At 68.6% G+C, this 20,236-nt stretch carries 16 protein-coding genes; 1 reads left to right on the top strand and 15 read right to left on the bottom strand.

Annotated elements, in window-relative coordinates; all coding sequences use genetic code 11:
- Positions 1 to 11: 11 nt before the first annotated feature.
- The 9 genes from A5756_RS14620 to A5756_RS14580 all read right to left on the bottom strand — a co-directional run bounded on the left by A5756_RS14620 (position 12) and on the right by A5756_RS14580 (position 11,504).
- Positions 12 to 1,799 carry an acyl-CoA dehydrogenase family protein gene (locus A5756_RS14620; protein WP_066953435.1) on the bottom strand — a complete coding sequence of 596 codons (1,788 nt, stop codon included), beginning with the start codon at positions 1,797 to 1,799 and terminating at the stop codon, positions 12 to 14.
- 10 nt (positions 1,800 to 1,809) lie between these two features.
- Entirely contained in the window at positions 1,810 to 2,256 is a 447-nt protein-coding gene (locus A5756_RS14615; protein ID WP_066953433.1) for an FHA domain-containing protein, read from the bottom strand.
- Positions 2,253 to 2,717 carry a hypothetical protein gene (locus A5756_RS14610; protein WP_066953431.1) on the bottom strand — a complete coding sequence of 155 codons (465 nt, stop codon included), beginning with the start codon at positions 2,715 to 2,717 and terminating at the stop codon, positions 2,253 to 2,255. The genes A5756_RS14615 and A5756_RS14610 overlap by 4 nt, the downstream gene beginning before the upstream one ends.
- Positions 2,718 to 2,825: 108 nt before the next feature.
- Complete coding sequence (locus A5756_RS14605) at positions 2,826 to 3,332, bottom strand: hypothetical protein (protein WP_066953429.1); 507 nt, start codon at positions 3,330 to 3,332, stop codon at positions 2,826 to 2,828.
- Positions 3,333 to 3,490: 158 nt separating this feature from the next.
- Entirely contained in the window at positions 3,491 to 6,688 is a 3,198-nt protein-coding gene (locus A5756_RS14600) for an arabinosyltransferase domain-containing protein (protein WP_066953427.1), read from the bottom strand.
- Positions 6,685 to 10,011, bottom strand: coding sequence for an arabinosyltransferase domain-containing protein (locus tag A5756_RS14595; protein ID WP_066953424.1), 3,327 nt, complete (start codon positions 10,009 to 10,011; stop codon positions 6,685 to 6,687). The genes A5756_RS14600 and A5756_RS14595 overlap by 4 nt, the downstream gene beginning before the upstream one ends.
- Before the next feature lie 67 nt (positions 10,012 to 10,078).
- A complete protein-coding gene (locus A5756_RS14590) occupies positions 10,079 to 10,702 on the bottom strand; it encodes a maleylpyruvate isomerase family mycothiol-dependent enzyme (protein ID WP_066953421.1) in 624 nt (207 codons plus the stop codon).
- Positions 10,699 to 11,157: an SRPBCC family protein gene (locus A5756_RS14585; RefSeq protein WP_066953607.1), complete on the bottom strand. Its 459-nt coding sequence runs from the start codon at positions 11,155 to 11,157 to the stop codon at positions 10,699 to 10,701. Before A5756_RS14585 ends, A5756_RS14590 begins: the two co-directional genes overlap by 4 nt.
- Before the next feature lie 20 nt (positions 11,158 to 11,177).
- Positions 11,178 to 11,504 (bottom strand): helix-turn-helix transcriptional regulator, encoded by a 327-nt coding sequence (locus A5756_RS14580; protein ID WP_066953419.1) that lies wholly within the window; start codon positions 11,502 to 11,504, stop codon positions 11,178 to 11,180.
- Between the two features lie 26 nt (positions 11,505 to 11,530).
- Between A5756_RS14580 and A5756_RS25925 the strand changes: the two genes are divergently transcribed.
- Positions 11,531 to 11,854 (top strand): hypothetical protein, encoded by a 324-nt coding sequence (locus A5756_RS25925; RefSeq protein ID WP_156659535.1) that lies wholly within the window; start codon positions 11,531 to 11,533, stop codon positions 11,852 to 11,854.
- A gap of 3 nt (positions 11,855 to 11,857) precedes the next feature.
- Here the strand turns inward: A5756_RS25925 and A5756_RS14575 are convergent, their stop codons facing one another.
- The 6 genes from A5756_RS14575 to A5756_RS14550 form a co-directional block, all read right to left on the bottom strand.
- The gene (locus tag A5756_RS14575; protein ID WP_066953417.1) at positions 11,858 to 15,124 is read right to left on the bottom strand and encodes an arabinosyltransferase domain-containing protein; all 3,267 of its coding nucleotides are present in this window, start codon (positions 15,122 to 15,124) and stop codon (positions 11,858 to 11,860) included.
- Positions 15,121 to 17,001, bottom strand: coding sequence for a galactan 5-O-arabinofuranosyltransferase (locus tag A5756_RS14570; protein ID WP_066953415.1), 1,881 nt, complete (start codon positions 16,999 to 17,001; stop codon positions 15,121 to 15,123). Before A5756_RS14570 ends, A5756_RS14575 begins: the two co-directional genes overlap by 4 nt.
- Before the next feature lie 2 nt (positions 17,002 to 17,003).
- Positions 17,004 to 17,768 (bottom strand): decaprenylphospho-beta-D-erythro-pentofuranosid-2-ulose 2-reductase, encoded by a 765-nt coding sequence (locus tag A5756_RS14565; protein WP_066953413.1) that lies wholly within the window; start codon positions 17,766 to 17,768, stop codon positions 17,004 to 17,006.
- A gap of 11 nt (positions 17,769 to 17,779) precedes the next feature.
- Positions 17,780 to 19,171 carry an FAD-binding oxidoreductase gene (locus tag A5756_RS14560; protein WP_066953605.1) on the bottom strand — a complete coding sequence of 464 codons (1,392 nt, stop codon included), beginning with the start codon at positions 19,169 to 19,171 and terminating at the stop codon, positions 17,780 to 17,782.
- 32 nt (positions 19,172 to 19,203) lie between these two features.
- Entirely contained in the window at positions 19,204 to 19,572 is a 369-nt protein-coding gene (locus A5756_RS14555) for a GtrA family protein (protein WP_156659544.1), read from the bottom strand.
- Positions 19,573 to 19,685: 113 nt separating this feature from the next.
- Positions 19,686 to 20,165 (bottom strand): GreA/GreB family elongation factor, encoded by a 480-nt coding sequence (locus A5756_RS14550; protein WP_066953603.1) that lies wholly within the window; start codon positions 20,163 to 20,165, stop codon positions 19,686 to 19,688.
- Between the last annotated feature and the right edge of the window lie 71 nt (positions 20,166 to 20,236).

Raw genomic sequence — 20,236 nt, 5'->3', positions numbered from 1 at the left:
ACGAATCACTGTCAGGGGTCGACCGTCAGCGCGCCGTCGATCAGTTCGTCGAACCGCTCCAACGCCTCGTCGCAGTCGGCGTCGATGCCGCGCAGCGCGCCGCGGTCGGCGAGATACCGCTGCGCGTAGAGCCGGGCGACCAGCGCCTTGCGCTCCCCGCCGCGGATGGCACGCTCCCAGGCGGCCTGCTCGGTGAGCAGCGCCGCGGCGTACACGTCACCCATGAATTGGGCCAGCGGGAACAGCCGCGCCTCGGCGACGTCGCGGTCCAGTTTGGACCATGCCGTAATCGCCGCATCCAAGTCCTCGATGCGCCCCGCGACCAGCCTGGTGGTGTCGTCGTCATCGGAAACCGACACCGCGTCACGCAGCCGCGCCAACAACGGCTCATGGGCGCGGGTCTGCTCGATGCCGCGCCGCACATCCAGGCAGAGGATGTTGTCGGGCCCCTCCCAGATGGTGTTCACCTGCGCGTCGCGCAGCAGCCGGGCCACCGGCCAGGTCTCGATATAGCCGTTGCCGCCGTGGATTTCGATCGCATCGGACGCGGCGGTGATCCCGAGCCGGCAGACCTTGAGCTTGGTGACCGGCACGGCGATGCGCTGCCGCATGCTGCGGGGCTGGCGATGGTTGGTGGCACCGGTGCCGTCGAAAACCATCGCCTGCGCGGCTTCGACGTCGACGACCAGCTCGGCGAGCTTGCGCCGCATCAGCGGCTTGTCGATGAGCGCGCCGCCGAACGCCTGCCGCCGCCGGGCGTAACACAGCGACTCGACCAGGGCGCGGCGCGCGTTGCCGAGCCCGAACAGGGCGATGCCGAGGCGCGCGGCGTTGGTCAGCTCCATCATGCGGCCCAGCCCCTTGCCGTCCGACGGTCCCGCTTGCCCTGCTGAGCCGCTCGCCTTCTCGGACAGCAGAAACGCCTCGGCGTCAACGAATTCCACCTCGCCGGAGGCCACCGATCGGGTGCCGAGCTTGTCCTTGAGACGGCGCACCCGCACCCCGTTGCGCGACCCGTCGCGGCGGGTGCGCAGCACCAGGAAGTTGGCGATGCCCCGCGACGAGTCGGGTGCGCCCTCCGGCTTGGCCATCACAACGAACGCCTCGCCGCCGCAGTTGGACGCAAACCACTTGAAGCCGTTGAGAATCCACGCGTCCCCAGCGCGTGTCGCCGTCGTCTCGAGCGCACCCAGGTCCGAGCCGCCGGTGCGTTCGGTCAGCAGTTGCGCCGTCTCGCCCGCCCACTCGCCCGAGGCGAACTTGGCCAGCACGTGCTCTCGCACGTCGGCCGGCGCGTACCCGGCCACCAGCGACTGGACCATGCCGCCGCCGGTGCCCAGCGCGCAGCCCATCCCGATATCGGCCTGGTTGAGCAGATAGTTGGACGCGAACAGGCCCAGGCCCGAGCTCACCTTGGCGGCGCGCGCGTCGTCGCGCAGGGCCTGCTGGGCATCCAGGACCGCGCGCTTGGACTGGGTGAAGGAGACCGGCATGACGACCTGGCTGACGTCGTGTCCCCAGCGGTCGTAACGCTCCAGCCGGGGTGGGTTGCGGTCGGTCTCCTCCGCCCATCGCGCGACCGGACCGCCCATCAGCTCGCCCATGCGCACCAGATGCGGCTCTAGGACCGCCAGTTCATCCGGCTGCAGGTAGTACGCCATGGTGAACTGCAGGGTGGGATCGGTGCGATACCAGTTGAGACTGACGGCCCCGCGGTAGTTTTCGGTTTGGTAGCGCTGCGATTTCTCCTCCGTGGAGAAGGGCAGCCTGTCCACCGCCTCGACGGCGTAGTCGCTCATGGGAGTGACGCTACGCGCCCGTGAGGAAAACCAGACGTACCCTGCCGATCTGGATTTCATCACCGTTGGCCAGCACCGCCGAGTCGACGGGCTCCCGGTTCAGATAGGTGCGGTTCATGCTGCCCACGTCGACGACGCGGAATTGGCCACCCTCGCTACGTATTTCGGCGTGCCGACGGCTGACGGTGATGTCGTCGAGGTAGATGTCGCTTTCGGGATGCCGGCCCGCCGCCATGACGGGTTGGGTCAAGGTGAACCGTGCGCCGGCGTTGGGCCCGCGCGTGACGACGAGCAGCGCCGAGCCCGGGCTCAGCGTCGGTGTGTCCTCGAGCGCCGCGGCGGCGGCGGTTGCCGGCGCGTCGAACTCGGGCGGCACCGCGGTGCCGATGTCGCCGGTGAGTTCCTCCGAACCTTCGCGCTGCGTCGGCCGGTTCGGCGTAGACCCGGTGTCGCTCACGCGGCTCGCGGCAGATCCGGGCTGGCCGCGGCGCCCTGCGACGTCGGCCGCGTCGGTGCCGGTGCCCAGCCGACGTAGGTCAGGTACACACCGACAACGGCGAAGACGACGCACGCCGCTATCCACCAGGCTTGCGCGCCGATCATGTCGTTGGCCAGCGAGGCGAAGAACTTGGGGAAGGCCACCAGCAGCAGGCCCCGCAACACGATCAGCCAGCCGAGCAGGGAAACGATGGCCGCCGCGGCGCCGCGCCAGTTCTGGTGAGCGGCGACAATGGTCAGGCCGAGCAACAAGATGAAGGCGCCGGTGACGAAGGTCCACATCGAGTTCGCCTCGAACTGCGACAGCAGCGATTGCATGTCGGACGCGCGCGCCACCGCCGTCACATCGACAATCACGAGGAAGGGACCGAGCACGCGGGAGAAGAAGCGTGTCGTCTGCGACTGTTGTGGAACGTTCATTGCCGTACCTCTCATGCGGCGCCGGTCATTCGGCGATCTCCTTTATCGGAGCACTTGACCGCGGCGTCGAGATAGGGACTTATGGCACTCCCTGGCAGGGAGGGGGGCTTATACCGGTGCCACGAACTCGGACGTGTAAAACTCCGCCGGATTCTGCGAGTTCGGGTTGGACCGCTCGATAATCACCCACACGCCAGTGGTGCCGGGCCGAATGGTGTCTTGGACGGTCGCCGTTCCGTTGCCCGCCGGGTCGATGTCCATGCCGGAGAAGGCGGTGCCCGGATCACCCGGCCCGCAGGGACTCGACGACGGCCGCGGCATCTGGATGAGCCCGACGTCGAAGTGGGTGCCCGGCTCGGGCTCGTCGTACAGGTGCACCTCGGCGACCGCTTTTGACCCGGAGGTATGGATCTGGGCCGAACCGGTGCCCAGCCCGGGCCGGGGCACTTTGGGGGCTACGCCGACGCGGCTGAAATCGCAGCGCCGATAGTAGTTGTCCAGGGCTACCGTGGTGCCGCCCTCGGCGGCCGCCTTGGTGTTTTCGAGCGCCGCCGCCGGGGTGATCACCACGGTGATCACCGCCGCACATGTTCCGAGTCGTGTCAGCGCGTGCATGGGGGGCCACCTATTGGGTCCGTGTGAAGTGGATCACAGCGGACTGAGTATTAACCCGAAATCGGCGGAATTAAACCCAATGCGGACAATTACTCGACCGTTAATTTAGGCAGCTATTTGGCGGCTGACTAATTAAAGGCGATGCATTTATAAAGCAGCTAAGGCTTAATGCGGATCGGCCCGGGGGACCACCACCCGCTGCGGGTCGCGGTGCCGAGGTCGAGCCGCGCGGGTTGCGCATCGGCGATGGTGTCGAACTTGCGCAGCGATCCCCAGTCGCGGCCCCAGTCGTGGGACAGGTAGGTCGACATCACATGGGCGCGCAGGAGCAGATCGGTGATCCCAAGCAGACCGCCGTTGACCCCGTCCTGCCAGGTGTCCGTGTCCTGCTTTTTGGCGTTGTAGTCCGGAGTGATCCGGAACTTGGGGATCTCGGTGACGCCGTTGACGTGCAGCATCGGCTGCTGGCAAGGGAAGGCCAGTCCGACCGCCCAGTCCATCAGCACCGGCTGCGTCGAGCCGACGTACTCCTGCAACGAGCGCAGCTCCGGAACGCGCGGCGGGGTCAGGGCGATCCAGTCGTCCGGCGTGAGGGACAGGTCCTCGGCGACCACCCGCACCGCGACGGCGTCGGTCGGCATCTGGGAGCGCGCGAAGCGCAGATTCCGCCATACCTTGGGTTGCTCGCCGTACAGGTCATAAGGCACCAGGCGCCCGGCCGGAAGCACGGCGCCGCCGGGGCCGGGCTTGCCGAATTCCAATTCCACGGTCTGCCCGTTGGTGTGGTGGTGCAGGATGCTGTTGCCGGCGATCGTGCCGGCGGCGGTCACCACCACCAACGGGTGTCCGGCGTCGGCCTTCGGCAGTTGGTACCACGCCGAGGTCAGCTTGCTCTGTTGTTGCGCGCCGCTGGTGTAGCTGCCCGCCAGCGGCACCTGATCGGGGTTGAGGCCGTACGGCAGCGGCACCGTCGACCCGTTGACACCCGGCGTGCTCAGCTTGGTCGGCGCATCCCAGTCGTAGTCGGTTCCGGGCTGCGGCACCGACGTCTCCTTGACCGACTCCGCGAGCGTGCGATCCGGTACCCCGTTGGGGGTGAACCCGGTCGGGTTGACACCCCCCAGCGGGCCCAGCGGGCCGTAATTGTCGGGCAGGGCCGCCATGAAGCCGGCGTTGCTGTCCGGCTCGACGAGCACGTCGTCGGCCAGCCCGCAACCGCCGCTGAATTCCCGCAGGTTGTCCCAGGCGTTGGAGTAGGTGGGGTACTGGCGCACGATGCCGGCCGTCATCGACGCGATGAACACCACCGCCATCAATCCCGCTGCGACGGGGATGGGCGCCGCCGTCACCAGCCGCGCCAACCGTCCCTCGCCGCGGCTCCTGGACGCGAAGTGCAGGTACATCGCCCACAGGGCGGCGATCGCGAATAATGCGAAAAAGATTGTGCTGATCGTGATTCCACCGATTTTCGGCATGCTGCTGTTAAACGGCACGCCATAGCTGGAGACGTACCACCAGCCGTTGGTGGTGGCGAAGCACAGCGCCAAGATGAAAAGCACCGCCGCCAAAAACGCCATCCGGTTGCGCGACCAGCGCAGCACCTCATGTGACACCAGCACCGTCGTCAGCGCGGCCATCGCGGCCCCCACCGCCGCGAACAGCCCGAAGTGGTGCACCCACTTGGTGGGCGTGAACATCAGGAAGAACATGGTGCCGAAGATGACGCCCATCAGTCGCCACGCCGGTCCACGGGCCACACCGGGAACTCGCTTGCGCCGCAACATGATGAACACGGCCGTGAACAGGCACAGCGCGGTGATCAGGAAGCCGAAGCGGCGCGAAAGCGATCCGTCGACGGTGGGCAGAATCAGGTAGTAGTAGCGCAGGTTCTCGGTGTACCAGGCCTGGCTGGGCCCGATGTCGGTGCGAATCCTGGTGGCTTCCAACACCGTTGACAGCGTCTGGTCGGCGAACACCACGGTCAGGATGACCGTTCCGGCGGCCAGCATGGGTGCCACCAGCGGCCAGGTGCCGACCAGGCGATGGCGGCGGACCAGAATGCGCAGGATCGGACGGCCACCCGCGATCAGCGCGGCCACCGCGATCAGTCCGGTGGGCTGGACGCCGAGCGTGAAGGCCGCGGTGATGACCGCCAGCGCCGCGGGCGTCAGCCGGCTGTAGCGCATCGAGCGCTCGATCAGCACATAGGTGATCAGCGATCCGACGGCGATGATGGGTTCGGGCCGCAGGCCGTTGTCGAACGGCATCCAGGCGGTCAACAGGACCATGCCCGCCGCCCAGTTCGCCGCCTTGCTGCGGGCGACCGCGGGCCCCAGCCGGGGCAGCACCTCGCGCGAGAGCAGCAGCCAGCACACGATCCCTGCGATCAAGTCCGGCAACCGCATCCACAGGCTGGCGTCGCTGACATGGGTCATTAGCGCCAGCAGGTTGTAGTACCAGCCGAAGGGGTCCTCGGGGCTACCGAACCAACGGAAGTAGTTCGACATGTAGCCGGCGCGGTCGGCGACCCGGGCCATGCCCAGGATGTAGCCGTCGTCCGACGAGTTCGCCCCGATCACGTGCCACAGCACGAATCCGGAGATCACGGTGACGTCGGCCAGGGTGAACGTGCGCCAGTTCGCCGGGATCAGCCGGCGCATCCGGTGACCGTCCAACTGGTCGAGCCGCCACAGCGCGACCAGCGAGACGATGGTGGACACGATCGCCAGCACCATCGCGACAAGTTTCAAAGTCGTTGGGGTGGTGGAGAACCGGGTGTCGATGGTGGCCGACAGCTGCAAATCCGGCGGGGCGGGGCCGGTCAGGTCGGTGAACACCCCCACGATTTGCGGCCGCAGGTTCGGATCGGGGAAACCGCCGCCGAGCGGTCTGCCCGCCGGATCGTTCAGTCCGACAAACGTGGCGTAGGCGCCCGCCTTCGTAGAGGTGATCTCGATGCGCTGACATTGGGGGGATGCCACCTGGTCACGCGCCGCGCTGGCGATCACCACGTTGCGGTCGGTGACGTCCACGCGCTTGCCGTTGACGACCACGAACAACGCGTTCAGCGCGGCGTCCTTGCCCTTCTTGGGCGCGGTGCTGAGCACGACGCCGCCCTCCGGTGGCAGGTCGCGCGCCACCGAGCACGGCACGGTGACGTGCACGTCGACGGGGGTCAGCGAAATCAGCGGCGCGGTAACGCTGTTCAACTGGCCGTTCTGCGGCCAATTCAGCGTCGCGGTGGTCTGCACGACGGGCAGCAGCGGGGTGGCCACCGACAGGATGAAGCCGATCAGCCCGGCGATCGTCGCGACCCACCGCGTCACCCTCACGTTCTTGACGGTCGTGACGGTCATGGGAGCGCCCGAATCGGTCCCTGCCGGCTCCAGCCGTGCACTGTCATCACACCCTGTTCGATTACGGCGTCCGGCGCCTGATCAGCCGGCACCAACCGGAAGTACTGCTCCACGGATCCCCAGTCCCGATACCAGTCGCCACGCAGATACGTCGCGACCGTCGAGGTGCGCAGCATCGTCTGCAGGAACAGGAACGGCCCGCCGGCCTCACCGGACTGCCACCCGTTCGACGACGACGCCGTTTGTTTGTGGTCCGGCAGGATGCGGTACTGCGGAAGTTCGGCAACGCCAAGGTGTTCGGAGAACGGCCGCTGGCACGGGAAGTTCGCGGCGGTCGCGATGTCCATCAGCACCGGCGTCTGCGATCCCATCAATTGCTGCAGGGTCCGCAGCACCGGAACCCGCGGCGGCGTGAACGCGAACCACTGGTCCGAACTCAGGTTCGGGTCGTAGGCGACGATCCGCGCCACGTTCGCCTCGGGCGGCGCCCAGGTCAGCGGGAATCGCAGATTGCGCCACGCCGGCTCGGGCCCGATGTCGATCGGCTGCACCTCCGCGAGCGGCTGGGTGCTGCCGTCGGGGCGGGCCACGCCCCACTGCAACTTCAGCGACTGCCCATAGGTGAAGGTGCCGTCCTCCTTGTACGACCAGATGGCGCCGGACGCCGAAACCACGACGATCGGACGGTCGCCGGTGCGCGGCGGCAGCTGGTACCAGGCCGAGGTAGCGGTGGCGGCCAGCGAGTTCTCGCCGTAGCTGCCCATCACCGGGGTGCGGGCCGGGTCGAGGCCGAACGGCAGCGCCGCGTGCGAGCCGTTGACACCGGCGGGGCCTTTCCCGCCGGCGGTCCCCGCGGAGTCACTCATCGCGGCGTTCGGCTTGTTCGGTGACGCGTCGGAATTCACCACTCCCGGCTTGGTGACCACCGGATAAGACCTCAGGTCGTCGCCGACGCCATCGGGTTTGAAGCCGACCGGATTGGCGCCGCCGAGCGGGCCGTCCGGGCCGAAGGTCTGCCCGGGCGCCGGCTCGAGCATGCCGGCGTTGGGGTCGGGCTCGGTCAGCACGTCGTCGGCCATCGCGCAGCTGGCGGGCGACAGCCCCGAACTGATGGCGGCCAGATTGGCCTTGCCGGTGGTGTAGAGCGGGTAGCGGAACACCGCGCCCTTGGTCAACGAGGCGACTTCGCCGACCACCATGATGGTCGCGACCACCAGCAGCGGGGTCGACGCCAGCACCCGGTTGCGCCGGCTGTCCTTGACCTCGGTGTGCCCGGCGTAGTCCATGCGGAAGTGCTGCCAGGCGGCCAGCAGGCCGGTGAGGATGGACAGCGTCAAGAACATCGACGTCACGGGGTGGCTGGCGACGACCGGCTGGATGTCGTACCACGGCACCCCGTAGTTGCCCACGTAGAACCAGCCGTTGACGCCGGAGGTCGCGACCGCCAGCACGAACAGCAGGGCCGTGACGTACAGCGTCAGGTTGCGGCGGTTGTGCAGTCCGATCCGCGCCAAGGCGAACGCGGTGACCGCGCCCAGCGCCCCGGCCAGTCCGGCGAAGGCGCCGAACTGGACCGCCCACTTCGTCGGGGTGAACGTCAACAGCAACAGGCCGACCGCCGTGGTGCCGATCAACCGCCAGGCCGGACCGCTGGCCACCCCGGGCACCCCGCCCCGGCGCAGCAGGATGACCAGCATCCCGAACAGGCACAGCAATAGCACCAGGACCGCGAATCGCCTCGCCATCGACCCGTCGGGGTTGGACTCCACCGTCAGGAAGTAGTAGCGAAGCCAGTCCTGGTACCACGCGATCGTCGGCCCGACCTTGTATTTGATCCGCGCCGACTCGGCGACGGTCGCCAGCGTCTGACTGCGGAACACCACGACGGTGATCAGCGACAGCGACGCCCCCAGCACCGCCAGCGGAGCGAGCAGCCCGTCGGTCGCCCGGCGCCGCCGGATCGTCTGGGCGACGGCCCGCGAGCCGGTCAGCAGCGCCGCGACGGCGATCAGGCCCTGCGGCGCCAGCGTCGCGGTGAGCATTGCGACGAAGATGGCGACGGCGGCCGGGGCCAGGCGCTGCAGCGCGATCGCGCGTTCGACCAGGATCCAGGTGATCAGCACCCCGAGCGCGATCAGCGGCTCGGGCCGCAGACCGTTGTTGAACGGCAGCCAGGCGGCCAGGAACACCGCGCCCGCGGTGAAGACGGCCACCCGGTTGGCCGCCAGGCCGCCCCTGCCGGGCCCCAGCCTGCGCAGGATCAAGTGGCTGATCACCAGCCAGCAGGCGATGCCGGCCAGCGTGGCCGGCAGCCGCATCCACACGCCGGCGGTGCTCACCGACGCCAGCCTGGACAGCACCCCCAGGTACCAGTCGAACGGTGCGTCCGTCGTGCCGAAGTAGCGGTAGTAGTCGGCGATGTAGCCGCCCTTCGGGGCGACCCGGGCGATGGTCAGGTTGTAGCCGTCATCGGACGAGGTGGCGCCGATGACGTGCCAGACCAGCAGCGTCGCGATCACGCCGGCGTCGGCGATCCAGGTGGCGATGCCGACGCGCCGCCACGAATTCCAGCGCGCACGGGGACGGTACCGGGAAAGCCAGGCGATCGGGGACTGCCAATTGACCAGCGTGCCGCCGCCCCGACTGCGGCGGTCGAGCGCGGCCAGCGCGATGACGGCCGTCAGGACGGCCAGCGCGCCCACGCCCATGGCGAGCTGTTTGAGGGCGGTTGGGGCCGTAATGAACCGGGTGTCGATGTCGACGCGGGCCGACAGCCCGGGCTGGGCGGGCACCTTCAGGTCCGTGAAGATGCCGCCGACCTGGGGCTTCTTTTCCGAGGGCAGTATCCCGGAGGCGCCGGGCATGCCGACGAACTCCGCACCCGCCGCGCCCGCGTCGGCCCAGGCGTGCAGCACGCTGCAGGCCCCGCCGGCGACCGCCGGGCGCGGCGCGGCCGCGGCGACGGTGTCGCGGAAGGCCACGACCACCAGGTCCTTGTCCGCCCGCACGAACAGCCCGTTCTTGCCGGCGTCCATCCCGCCGGCGGGCAGGGTGGAGACCACCAGGCCGCCGCCGGCGGGCAGGGTGGCGATCGCCGCGCACGGGATGGAGATGTCCAGCGCGCGCGGCGCCCCGGACACCAGGGGCGCGGTGATCTGGGTGACGTGCCCGTCCGCGGTGCCCTGCGGCCACAGCACCGTCGCCGTGGTCTGTTTCACCGGGAGCAACGGAACCAGAACGCACAACAGCAGACCCACGAGGCCCGCGACGACTGCCACCAAGCGAGGGATCCGCTGCGAACGCTGATCATCGTCGTGGGGCACGAGGCTCGATCGTAAGCGAAGCTCCTTTGTCCGCTGAGGACGCGGGGCCGCGCGGGGCCGCGCGGCCTCAGCCGGGGAGCCGGGCGGCCAGTGTGTCCAGGCCCGGGCCGGCGAGGTCGGCGAGCGCCGCGGGGCGGCCGGACATCGCCATCAGCAGCGCCTCACCGGGGCCGGTGACTTCCGGCCCGCGGCCGTGTTCCCAGTCGACGTCGGTGGCGCGCAATCGCAGGCCCCTGATCCGGCGGCCGGCACCGAGCCTGGGGTTGCCCGGCACCAGCCCGAGGACCCGCTCGAGCCGATCGGCCGGCACGCTGCGCGGCCGGCCCAGCGCGCGGCGGATGTCTTGGTGATGGATGGTGCCGTCGACGAGCGCGATCATTCCGCCGAAACCCGCTGTCAGCCCGCGTGGTTGGAGATGAGCACGCAGAAAGTCGAGCAGCTGTCGCGCGCTCAGGCCGGCGAACTCGTCGACACCCACCTGGTTGGCCCGGACGACCCAGCCCTTGGCGAAGCGCTTCAGTAGCGCCAGCGGACCCAGCTCTTCGTAGCTGACCACATGCGCGACAACCTCTTTCACGGTCCACTTCGAGCACAGGCTGGGGGCGTTCCACTGCTGCGGCGTCAGGGTGGCCAGGAAATCCGCCAGGTCGGCCCGCTCGTCGTGGGCCATGCTCATCAGGGTGGCCGTCATTGCCGGGCCCCGGCGAGCAGGCGCGCATAGCGGTCCAGGTACAGCGGCCAGCCCGCGTCACCGTCGACGCCCTCGGCGACGGATTCCCATCCGGGTCCGTGGCGGTCCAGGTGGCGATGTTCGAGATCGACCCGGGTGCGGTCGTCGGACTCGGCGGTGAAGCGCACCTCGACTTCACTGGTTTTCGACTGGTCGGGTTCCAGTTGCCACGTGGGGCCGATATCCCAGGTGAACACGAGGCGGCGGGGCGGCTCGTAGGCCAAGATCCGCGCCCAGCGGCAAACGCTGCCGTCGACGCCGCGGTCGTAGATGTGCCCGCCCACCCGGGGCTCGAAGACCGTTTCGGCGATCGGGACCGAGAGCAGGTTGTGCTCCCGGGGTTTGAAGTCACCGAACTGCTCGGTGAAGACGGCGAATGCCCGCTCGATCGGGGCGTTGACCAAAACGTGGTGCATAACGTTCGGGATCCGTTGCGTCACAGGTCTTCTCCTTTACTCTCGTCGATCTTTCGGGCGTAGCCGGCCAGAGCCTGCGCCCAGAACCGGTCGAGGTCGGCGCGCAATGCCTCGAGGCCCGTCGGGTCGAGTTGATATACGCGCCGGGTGCCTGCGGCGCGGTCGCGCACCAGCCCCGCGCATTTGAGCACCTTGAGGTGTTGGGAGACGGCCGGTCTGCTGACGGGCAGATGCCGCGCCAGTTCGCCGACCGCGGCCGGCCCGTGCGCAAGCCGCTCCAAGATGGCCCGCCGCGTCCGGTCCGCCAGGGCGTCCCAGACATCTCCGTCGGTTTGGTAAGCCGCCACGAACCGTAAGCTTACACTTACCAATGGTGGGCGCCAACCCTGCGATCGGCCGCGACCTTGGGATCGGTAGCGGCCCCGACCGCCTGCACTGGCGGCATGAACATCGGTCACAACGCCAAGCGGATGCTCGCTGGTGCATTGCTTTCGGGCGGCTTCGCTGCACCTATCAATGGTGCCCGGGCTCACCAGAGCTCAAGAACATGCCGAACTGGGACAGAAACGTCTGCCACCCTTGGTATTTCGATCAGAACAGCCCGGTGACCAATTCGACCATCATCGAAGGTTTTCCACCACCGCGGCCGCCCTCGCCTCCGTGCATCCCGTTCATCAACTGCCTGCCCGGGTTGTGACGGCTAAGTCTTGCGCAGGGGCGCGGGATTCCACAGGCCGCTGCGCGTTGCCGTACCGAGCTGCAGGCGGGCGGGCTGCGCATCGGGGTAATACGGCGTCAGCCGTTGCAGCGAGCCCCAGTCGCGCGACCAGTCGTCCTTCAGATAGGTGGCCATGGTGGTCGCCTTTGCCAGCAGCTCGGTGACGCCCAGCGGTCCGCCGCCGTTGTTGTCCATCACCGGCGAGTTGGCCTCGGCGCCGAAACGGTCCGGCAGGATGCGCCATTTCGGCGCCTCGTCGACGCCGTTCTGGTGGCCGAACGGCCGCTGGCAGGGAAACGCCAGCCCGACCAACCAGTCCAGAAACACCGGGTCCCGCGACCCAACCACGTCCTGCAGCGTGCGCAGCTGCGGAATCCGGGGCGGTGTGAGTGCGATCCAGTGCTGCGGCGCCAGGTCCTCGTCGTCGGCGACCAACCGGATCTGGGTGGCGCCGCTGGGGATGGCCGACAACGGCAAGCGCAAGTTGCGCCAGGCCGGTGAGGCCCCCACATCCGCGAGCTGGAACGACCCACCGGGATGCCCGTGCGCCGCTTCGTCATCGGTGGCCCACTGGACCTGGACCTCGCGGGGGTCGAAGCGGCCGGCCGCGCTGACCACCAACAGCGGCCGCGCCTGGTCGCGATCGGGCAGTCGGTACCAGCCCGATCGCAGGTGGGCGGGCACCTGGATGCCGGGCCGCCAGCTGCCCAGGACGGGGGTGCGCGACGGATCGAGGTTGTAGGGCAGCTGGGCAACCGAACCGTTGATTCCCGGCGCCGGAGTGGTACCGCCCTCGGTGCCGGCCTCGGCGCCGGTGACCAGCTTGTCGTCGTTGATGAAGCTGCGGTCACCTGGACGCTCCATCACGGGGTCGGCGCGGACGTCGGCGGGAATTCCGTTGGGCGTGAAGGCTTCCGAGAGGCCCGCACCGAGGGCGTCACCCGCGGTGGCGCTCACCGGCGACAGGGTGCCGGCGTTGGGGTCCTGTTCCACCAGCACGTCCTCGGCCAGCCCGCACGATTTGCCGGTCAGCGCCTCGAGGTTGGAGCGACCCACCGTCCATGCGGGGTACTGGTCGGTCATCGCCAGGGTCAGCGATGCCACCTCGAACACCACCAGCAGCCACGTCGCAATTGCCAACGGGGACTGGACGATTCCGGCCACGCGTGACCCGTACCGGGTCTTGGGCGGCCCGTCGTTCAGCGAAACGAAGTGGAACCAGGCCGCCAGCAGCAACACCACGACGGTCAGCCCGAGCAGCGCGGTGGCGAAGGCATAGTGCCACGCCGGGAACGAATTCGACCATGGCACACCGAAATTAGACACATACCACCAGCCGTTGACGCTGGCGAACGACAAGGCCACCAGGAACAGCACGACGGCGGCGAACATGGTGCGGTTGCGCCGGGATCGCATCGCCACGGACGTCACGGCGATCGCGGCCAGCGCGCCCAGCGGCCCGGCCAGCCCGGCGAACACCCCGAAGTGGTGGGTCCACTTGGTGGGAGTGAACATCATCGCGATGAACGAGATGATGGTGATCCCGACGATGCGGCGGCTCGGCCCGGCGGCCGTGCCCGGAATCCGGCCCTTGCGCAACGACATTGCGACCGTGATCCCGAGCGCCAGGACCAGCGCCAGCACGGCGAAGCGGCGGGCGACCGACCCGTCGGGGCTGGCCATGAACAAGCGCTCGTAGCGGATGTGTTCGTCGAACCAACTCAGGCTGGGGCCGACGGCGCGCTTGAGCATGCTGGCCTGAACCTCGCCCGCCAGGGTCTGGTCGCGGAAGATGAGGATGGCGGTGACGGTGACCGCGGCGAACAGAGGCGCCACCAGCGGCAGCGCGCCGAACCGCTTGGACCGCCGATGCAGGATGGTCCGCAGCGGCCCGATCGCGACGAGCAGCGCACCGATCGAGGCGATGCCCGTCGGTCCGGAAAACAGCGTCAGCGCACCGATGATGCAGGCGACCGCCACCGGCAGCAACCGGCTGGTGGCCACCGCGCGTTCCACCGAGCACCAGGTCAGCAGGATGCCCAACGCGATGATCGGCTCGGGCCGCAGGCCGTTGTTGAGCGGCAGCCACACGGCCAGGAACATGCCGGCCGCCGTCCACGCCGCGCCGCGGTTCAGCTTCACGGCGTGACCCAGGCGCGGCATGACTTCCCGGCTGATCACCCACCAGCACGTCAGGGCCATGGCCAGGGTGGGCAACCGCATCCAGATGCTGGCGGTGCTGACGTGGGCCCACAACGCCAGCAGGTCGTAGTACCAGCCGAAGGGTGCCTCCGGCGTGCCGAACCAGCGGTAGTAGTTGGCCATGTAGCCGGCGTGCTCGGAAACCCGGGCCATGGTCAGGATGTAGCCGTCGTCGGACGTGTTGGCCCCGACGAACTGCCACCACACCAGCACGGCGATCACCAGCGCGTCCAGGCCGCCGATCGACCACCAGCGGGACGGCAGGAAGCGGCGATGCCGGCTGCCGTCCGCGGTGTCGAGCAGGTGCAGCGCGACCAGGGCGGCGGCGGTCAGGACCACCCCGAGGATCATTGCCGCCATCTTCAGCTGGGTGGGGCTGCTGCTGTAGCGGGTGTCGACGGTCGCCGAGAAGCTCAGGCCCGGCGGCGCCGGCCCCGCCAGATCGGTGAAGACGCCGACGATTTGCGGCCGGAAGTCATAGCCGCACTTCTCCCCGCGCAGCGGCGAGCCGGGATGCTCGGCGTTGGGTCCCTGGGTCAGCCCGACGAACTCGGCGGTGACGCGATCGGCGTGCGCGGTGAAGGTCAACCGCTGGCAGGCCGGGCTCAGCACCTGGTTCAGCGGGGCGGTCACCACCGCGACGTTGCGCACCACCACCACCAGGTAGTCGTTGGCGCGTTGGATGAGCAGCCCGCGGTCGACGGCCTTGGGGGCCTGCTTGGGCACCGTCGACAACAGCACCGTCTTCGCCGTGTTCGCCGGGCCGGCCAGCCCGGCGGCGGCCTGGCACGGCACGGTGATGTTGAGGTCGGTGGCGACGTACCCGATCAGCGGCGCGTCGACGCTCTCGAAGTTGCCGTTCTGGGGCCAGTTGAGCTGTGCGGTGGTCTGGTTGACCGGCAGCAGCGGGGTGGCGATGGCCAGCAGGGCCCCGAGCAGCCCGGCGACGGTGGCAACCAACCGAGTGATCCGGTGGTTCGCTCCCGTGTCGGTCACGGTGGTAGATGCTAGTTCTTCGACGCCGGGCGGCGAGGTGTCGGTGCTCATGAGCGGCTTGTCGGGGGCTTGCGGATGGCCACCACGAACGGGCCGGCGCTGTGCACGACGAACTGTGGGCTGTCGAAGAGGGCGGCCCGCAGGTCGACGGTGTAGCGACGGACGTTGGGCTGGTTGGGATACACGTCCTCAGCGAGCCGCAGCGTGTAGTTGCCGTTCGCGCCGCGGCGCATGAGAAACACCGTGGGTGGTGGCCATGGACAGGTGTCGAGCGCGTGGATGAGGTCGTCGGCCGACTTGAGCTTGGACCACTTGTTGATCTGGGCGCCCCGCAGGTCGAATTGCGCGAGCGGGTTGGCGTAGTGCGACGTCAACCCCTGGAATCCCCAGTAGGGATAGAAGGACAGGAAGCTGTAGTCGGCGGTCATCACAACGGTCTGGTCGCGGGGCCTGCCGGTCGCGGTCGTGATGGCGTGGTCGATGTCGGGGTAGAACTTCTCCGAACTCGGCGGCCGGCGGTCACCGCGCTGGCCGTTGCCGTCGGTGTCGGTGTAGGCGATGGTGAGATCCGGGCGCAGCACGTCGGGAATGTCCTGGCTGAATGCGATCGCGGCGGCCAGGCCGACGGCGCCGGCGACGGGCAGGACGGCCCGCCCGCGCGCGGACAGCGCCCCGACGGCCTCGACGAAGCCGAAGGCCCCGGCGGCCACCAACAACACGGTCAACGTCGGCTGCAGCCGGAAGGACAGCAGCGTGGTGCGCGCCAGCGTCGTCAGCATCGAAAGCAGCGACCACAAGTAGACCGCCAGCACCCCGATGCCGATGGCCCCCGCCCGCACGGAGGAACCCGCCCGCACCACCAACCACAGGGCGCCCAGCAGGCAGACCGCGCCCAGCAGAGAGAACTGCAGCATGGGGAAGGTCAGCACGGCGCCGTCGGCCGGTAGGTAGTGAAAGGCGCTGCCGGAGTTGCTGACCGGGCTGCGGAGCGCCCGCAACAGGAACGGCAGCCAGGTGGTGCTCGCGATCGCCGCGGCGATGACCGCGATGAGGGCCAGCCGGCGCACCGGGTCGAGCGCGGCCCCGAAGCCGCCGCGCCGCCAGCGCGCACCGGCCAGCAATAGCGCCATGAGCAACACCGTGAATGCGCTGAAGGCCAGCAGCAGCGAGTACCAGGTCGCCGTCCAGCCGAGGAATAGGCCCGCACCAACCACGGCGGCCCACCCGCCGTTGCGTTCGCCGCCGCGCAGACCCGACCAGGTCAGCACCAGCACCGGCGGCAGCAGCACTGTGATCATGGCCGCGTAGGGCTCGGGCGAGCCGTAGGCGAGCGTCGCGGCCGCCGTCGCGGTGGTGACGATCAGCGCGTACTCGAAGCGGACCATCCGCCACCACAGCACCAGGGCGATGGCCACCGCGATCGTGATCGAGGTGACGGCCCACGGCTTGTAGACCTCCCAGGCCGGTGCTCCGCTCAGCGCCGCGGCGCGCCCGCCGATCCAGAACCAGCCGGGTGGGTAGAACGGCGGCAGCCCGATGTAGGTCATGTCGCGCAGGGCGGGGCTGTCGGCGAGCCGGGTCAGGTACTCGGTGCGGAACTGCTGGTCGACGGAGATGCCGAACAGGTACAGCTTGGTCGCGCCCAGCGGCATGCCCAGCGTCACGACGGTGAACGCGGACACGAACACCAGCCCGCCCAGCTGCGCGAGCCACCGGAACCGGCCGGAGCGCCCCCATGCCCAGCCCACGGCGACCAGACCGGCCAGGCAGCCGACCTGCCCCACGGTGGTCAGCGCGTGCAGCTGGTTGGACGACGGGAAGGCCGGCCACTGCACGCGGGCGATGGCGACCAGCGAGACCACCGCGACCACGACGGCCACCGCCACCGCGACCGCCATCTGGCCGAGACTGGCCAGCGCGTTGCGCATGATCAGATTGGCAGCTTGCGGAAGACGCTGCGCGGGATGTGTCGCAACACCATCATCACGTACCGGAATGCTGCTGGCGCCCAAACCAATTCCTTACCTTTTGCGGCGGCGGTCACGGCGAGGTTGGCGACGTACTCCTTGTCCACGGTCAGCGGCGCTTCCTTGACGTGCGCGCTCATCCGGGTACGAACCTGACCCGGGCGGATGACCAGGACGCGAACGCCATACTCGCGCAACGCTTCTCCGAGCCCCAGATAGAAGCCGTCCAGCCCCGCCTTGGTGGAGCCGTAGACGAAGTTGGATCGCCGCACCCGCTCCCCGGCGGCCGAGCTCATCGCGATGATCTGGCCGAAGCCCTGGGCGCGCATCTTCTCGCCGAGCAGTACACCCACCGAAACGGCGGCGGTGTAATTGATTTCGGCGGCCAAGACGGCCTTGCGCTGGTCCTGCCACAACTCCTCGGCGTCGCCGAGGATCCCGAAGGCGACGATCGCCACGTCGACATCACCGTGGGCGAAGGCCGCCTCGATCGTCTTCGGATGACTGTCGGCGTCGGTGGCTTCGAAGTCGATCAGCTCCACCGACCGCGCACCCGCCGCCTTCATCTGGGCGACGGCGGCATCACGGCCCGGGTCATCGGGCATGGCGGCCAGCACGATGCGGGCATGCGCGTTCTGCAGGTAGCGCTTACAGATTGCCAGCCCGATCTCGGAGGTCCCGCCGAGCAGCAGGATGGTCTGCGGATTTCCCACGGCATCTAAAACCATTGGCGCACCATTTACAACAGCTCCAAACGTCGGGCCATGTCCGAGGCGAACACCCCGGCGGGATCCACCTTGCGGCGCACCGCGATCCACTCGTCGATGCGGGGGTACATGGCGTGGAAGGTCTCGGCGCTCGCGCGGGAATCCTTGGCCGTGTACACCCGGCCGCCGAATTCCAGTACGCGCCGGTCGAGTTCGTTGAGGAACTCGTTGATTCCCGGCTTGTTGGGGAAGTCCATCGCGACGTTCCAGCCGGCCATCGGGAAACTCAGCGGTGCGCGGTTGCCCGGCCCGAACAGTTTGAACACGTTCAGTGCCGAGTAGTGGCCGCGGGTCTGGATCCAGCGGATGATGGCCTTGAACTCGTCCATCGCGTCCGGCGGGACGAGGAACTGGTGCTGCGCGAAACCCATTGGGCCGTAAGCGTTGTTCCAACCACTGACCAGGTCGAGCATGTGGTAGAACTGCGACAGGTTCATGATCTTGCCGGTGTAGCTGCCGCCCAGCCGGTAGTACACCTCGCCGATCGCCATGAAGGACAGCTTGTTCATCGCGCTGACCGGAAAAACGTTCGGCACCGTCAACAGTTGTGGCGCATCGAATTTCAGCGGATTCCTGGCAAGCTTCTTGGGCAGTTGGTCCAGCTTCGCCAGACTGCCGCGGCTGACGGCGGCGCGGCCGAGCTTGGGGGGCGGACTGATCAGGTCGAACCAGGCACTGGAGTAGGTGTAGTTGGCCTCGCTGCCGTCGAGGTGCACGGCGACCGTTTCGTCGAGGTCCTTGGTGGCCACCCCGTCGGCGACGAAATAGGCCGTCTCGGTGGGCGTCATCTCGATGGTCGCGCGCAGGACGATCCCGGTCAGGCCGTTGCCACCCACGGTGACCCAGAACAGCTCGGCGTCGTCACCGTCGGGGGTGAGGGTGCGGACGCTGCCGTCGGCCATGAGCAGGTCCATCGAGCGCACGTGGTTGCCGAAGCTGCCCGCGCTGTGATGGTTCTTGCCGTGGATGTCGCAGGCGATCGCGCCGCCTACGGTGACCTGGCGCGTGCCCGGCAGCACCGGAACCCACAGCCCGAACGGGAGCGCCGCCTTCATCAGCTGGTCCAGGCTGACGCCCGCGTCGACGTCGACCAGCCGGGTGTCGGCGCTGATCGAGTGGATCCGGTTGAGGCCCGTCATGTCGATCACCAGGCCGCCGCCGTTTTGGGCGTTGTCGCCGTAGGACCGGCCCAGCCCGCGCGCGATGACGCCGCGGCCGTTGGGGCCGCCCGATTCGGCCACCCGGGCGACGGCCTTGGCGACCACCTCGGGGTCCCGGGTCGAAAGCACCTCGGCCACCGACGGCGCGGTGCGGCCAAAGCCGGTCAGCCGGGTGGCGGTGGTCAAAACATCGGTGCTCAACATCGTCACAGAGGGTACCGCTTGCGAACGTCGGCTCAGCGAATGCGGAAGATTACCGCCCGCTGCACGACGAAGTTGATCACCGTCGCCGTGCCCTGCGCGATCACGAACGCGACGGGTATCGCCCACCCGCGGTAGTGCAAAAGCGCCAGGCACAGATGGTTGAGCCCGACCTGCACGGCGAAGGTGATGCCGTACAGAACCATGACCGCGACGAACCGCGCGGTGCTCGGGGCGGCCCGGAACGTCCACCGGCGGTTGATCAGATAGGCGGTGATGGTGCCGACGACGAAGCTGCTGGCCTTGGCCAGGTCAACCTGGACGCCGACGGCTTTGTACAGCGCCAGGTACAGGCCGAAGTCCACGATCCCCGCCAGGCCGCCGGTGACGACGAACCGCGTCATCTGGGTCGTCAGACTCAACTGCGGGCTCGGCGGCGCGGCGTCGGGCAGCGGGGCAACCATTGGGGGGAGTTTAACGGGAACGCCGCGGCATCCCGGGACCCGGCGGAGAGGCGCTAACGGGGCAGCTTGACCGATATCAGCTCGACCTGATCCTCGCCCTGCGGGGTCGAGTAGGTCACCGTGTCGCCCGCCTTGTGTCCGGCCAGGGCCTGGGCCAACGGGCTGCGCGCCGTCAACGTTTCACCTTCCCGGCCGACCGGCGTCTCTTCGACGATGGAGATCACGTGCATGGTGACCACTTCACCGTCGGAGAACCGCAGGGTCACCTCGGTGCCCCCCGGCAGCGTTTCCGATGCATCGGGCCGCGACGGCCCGGTCCGCATGCGCCGATCCAGCTCGTTGATCCGATCGCTGAGCCCAACCAGCTCCTCGGCGCGCTGAATCGCCTCGGCCGCGTCGCCGTGATCGCCCACCATGCCGCGGTCGTTCCTGACCTCGACCTCCAGGCGGTCCCGCCGCTGCCGTAGCCGCTCCAGCTCGGCGGCCAGGTTCGCCCGCGCCGCATCCGCTGCTGATTGGACCTTTTTGCTCACGTCGGTGGACCTTTCGCCCAGTTGCTCAAGTGGCGTTCCAGTGTCGCACCACGACGAGGCGGCCGCCACCA

Origin of the sequence: Mycobacterium sp. 852002-53434_SCH5985345 (assembly GCF_001667155.1) — a bacterium.
Classification (GTDB): domain Bacteria; phylum Actinomycetota; class Actinomycetes; order Mycobacteriales; family Mycobacteriaceae; genus Mycobacterium.
This window is presented reverse-complemented; position numbering and strand designations above follow the sequence as displayed.

Excerpts from the sequence above, each read along its gene's own strand:
- A5756_RS14560 (WP_066953605.1), bottom strand. The coding sequence starts at position 19,171 with ATGTTGAGCACCGATGTTTTGACCACCGCCACCCGGCTGACCGGCTTT.
- A5756_RS14590 (WP_066953421.1), bottom strand. The coding sequence starts at position 10,702 with ATGACGGCCACCCTGATGAGCATGGCCCACGACGAGCGGGCCGACCTG.
- A5756_RS14575 (WP_066953417.1), bottom strand. The coding sequence starts at position 15,124 with ATGAGCACCGACACCTCGCCGCCCGGCGTCGAAGAACTAGCATCTACC.
- A5756_RS14620 (WP_066953435.1), bottom strand. The coding sequence starts at position 1,799 with ATGAGCGACTACGCCGTCGAGGCGGTGGACAGGCTGCCCTTCTCCACG.
- A5756_RS14555 (WP_156659544.1), bottom strand. The coding sequence starts at position 19,572 with ATGACGCGGTTCGTCGTCACCGGCGGCCTGGCGGGGATCGTGGACTTC.
- A5756_RS14605 (WP_066953429.1), bottom strand. The coding sequence starts at position 3,332 with ATGCACGCGCTGACACGACTCGGAACATGTGCGGCGGTGATCACCGTG.
- A5756_RS14600 (WP_066953427.1), bottom strand. The coding sequence starts at position 6,688 with ATGACCGTCACGACCGTCAAGAACGTGAGGGTGACGCGGTGGGTCGCG.
- A5756_RS14570 (WP_066953415.1), bottom strand. The coding sequence starts at position 17,001 with ATGCGCAACGCGCTGGCCAGTCTCGGCCAGATGGCGGTCGCGGTGGCG.
- A5756_RS14610 (WP_066953431.1), bottom strand. The coding sequence starts at position 2,717 with ATGAACGTTCCACAACAGTCGCAGACGACACGCTTCTTCTCCCGCGTG.
- A5756_RS14565 (WP_066953413.1), bottom strand. The coding sequence starts at position 17,768 with ATGGTTTTAGATGCCGTGGGAAATCCGCAGACCATCCTGCTGCTCGGC.
- A5756_RS14585 (WP_066953607.1), bottom strand. The coding sequence starts at position 11,157 with ATGCACCACGTTTTGGTCAACGCCCCGATCGAGCGGGCATTCGCCGTC.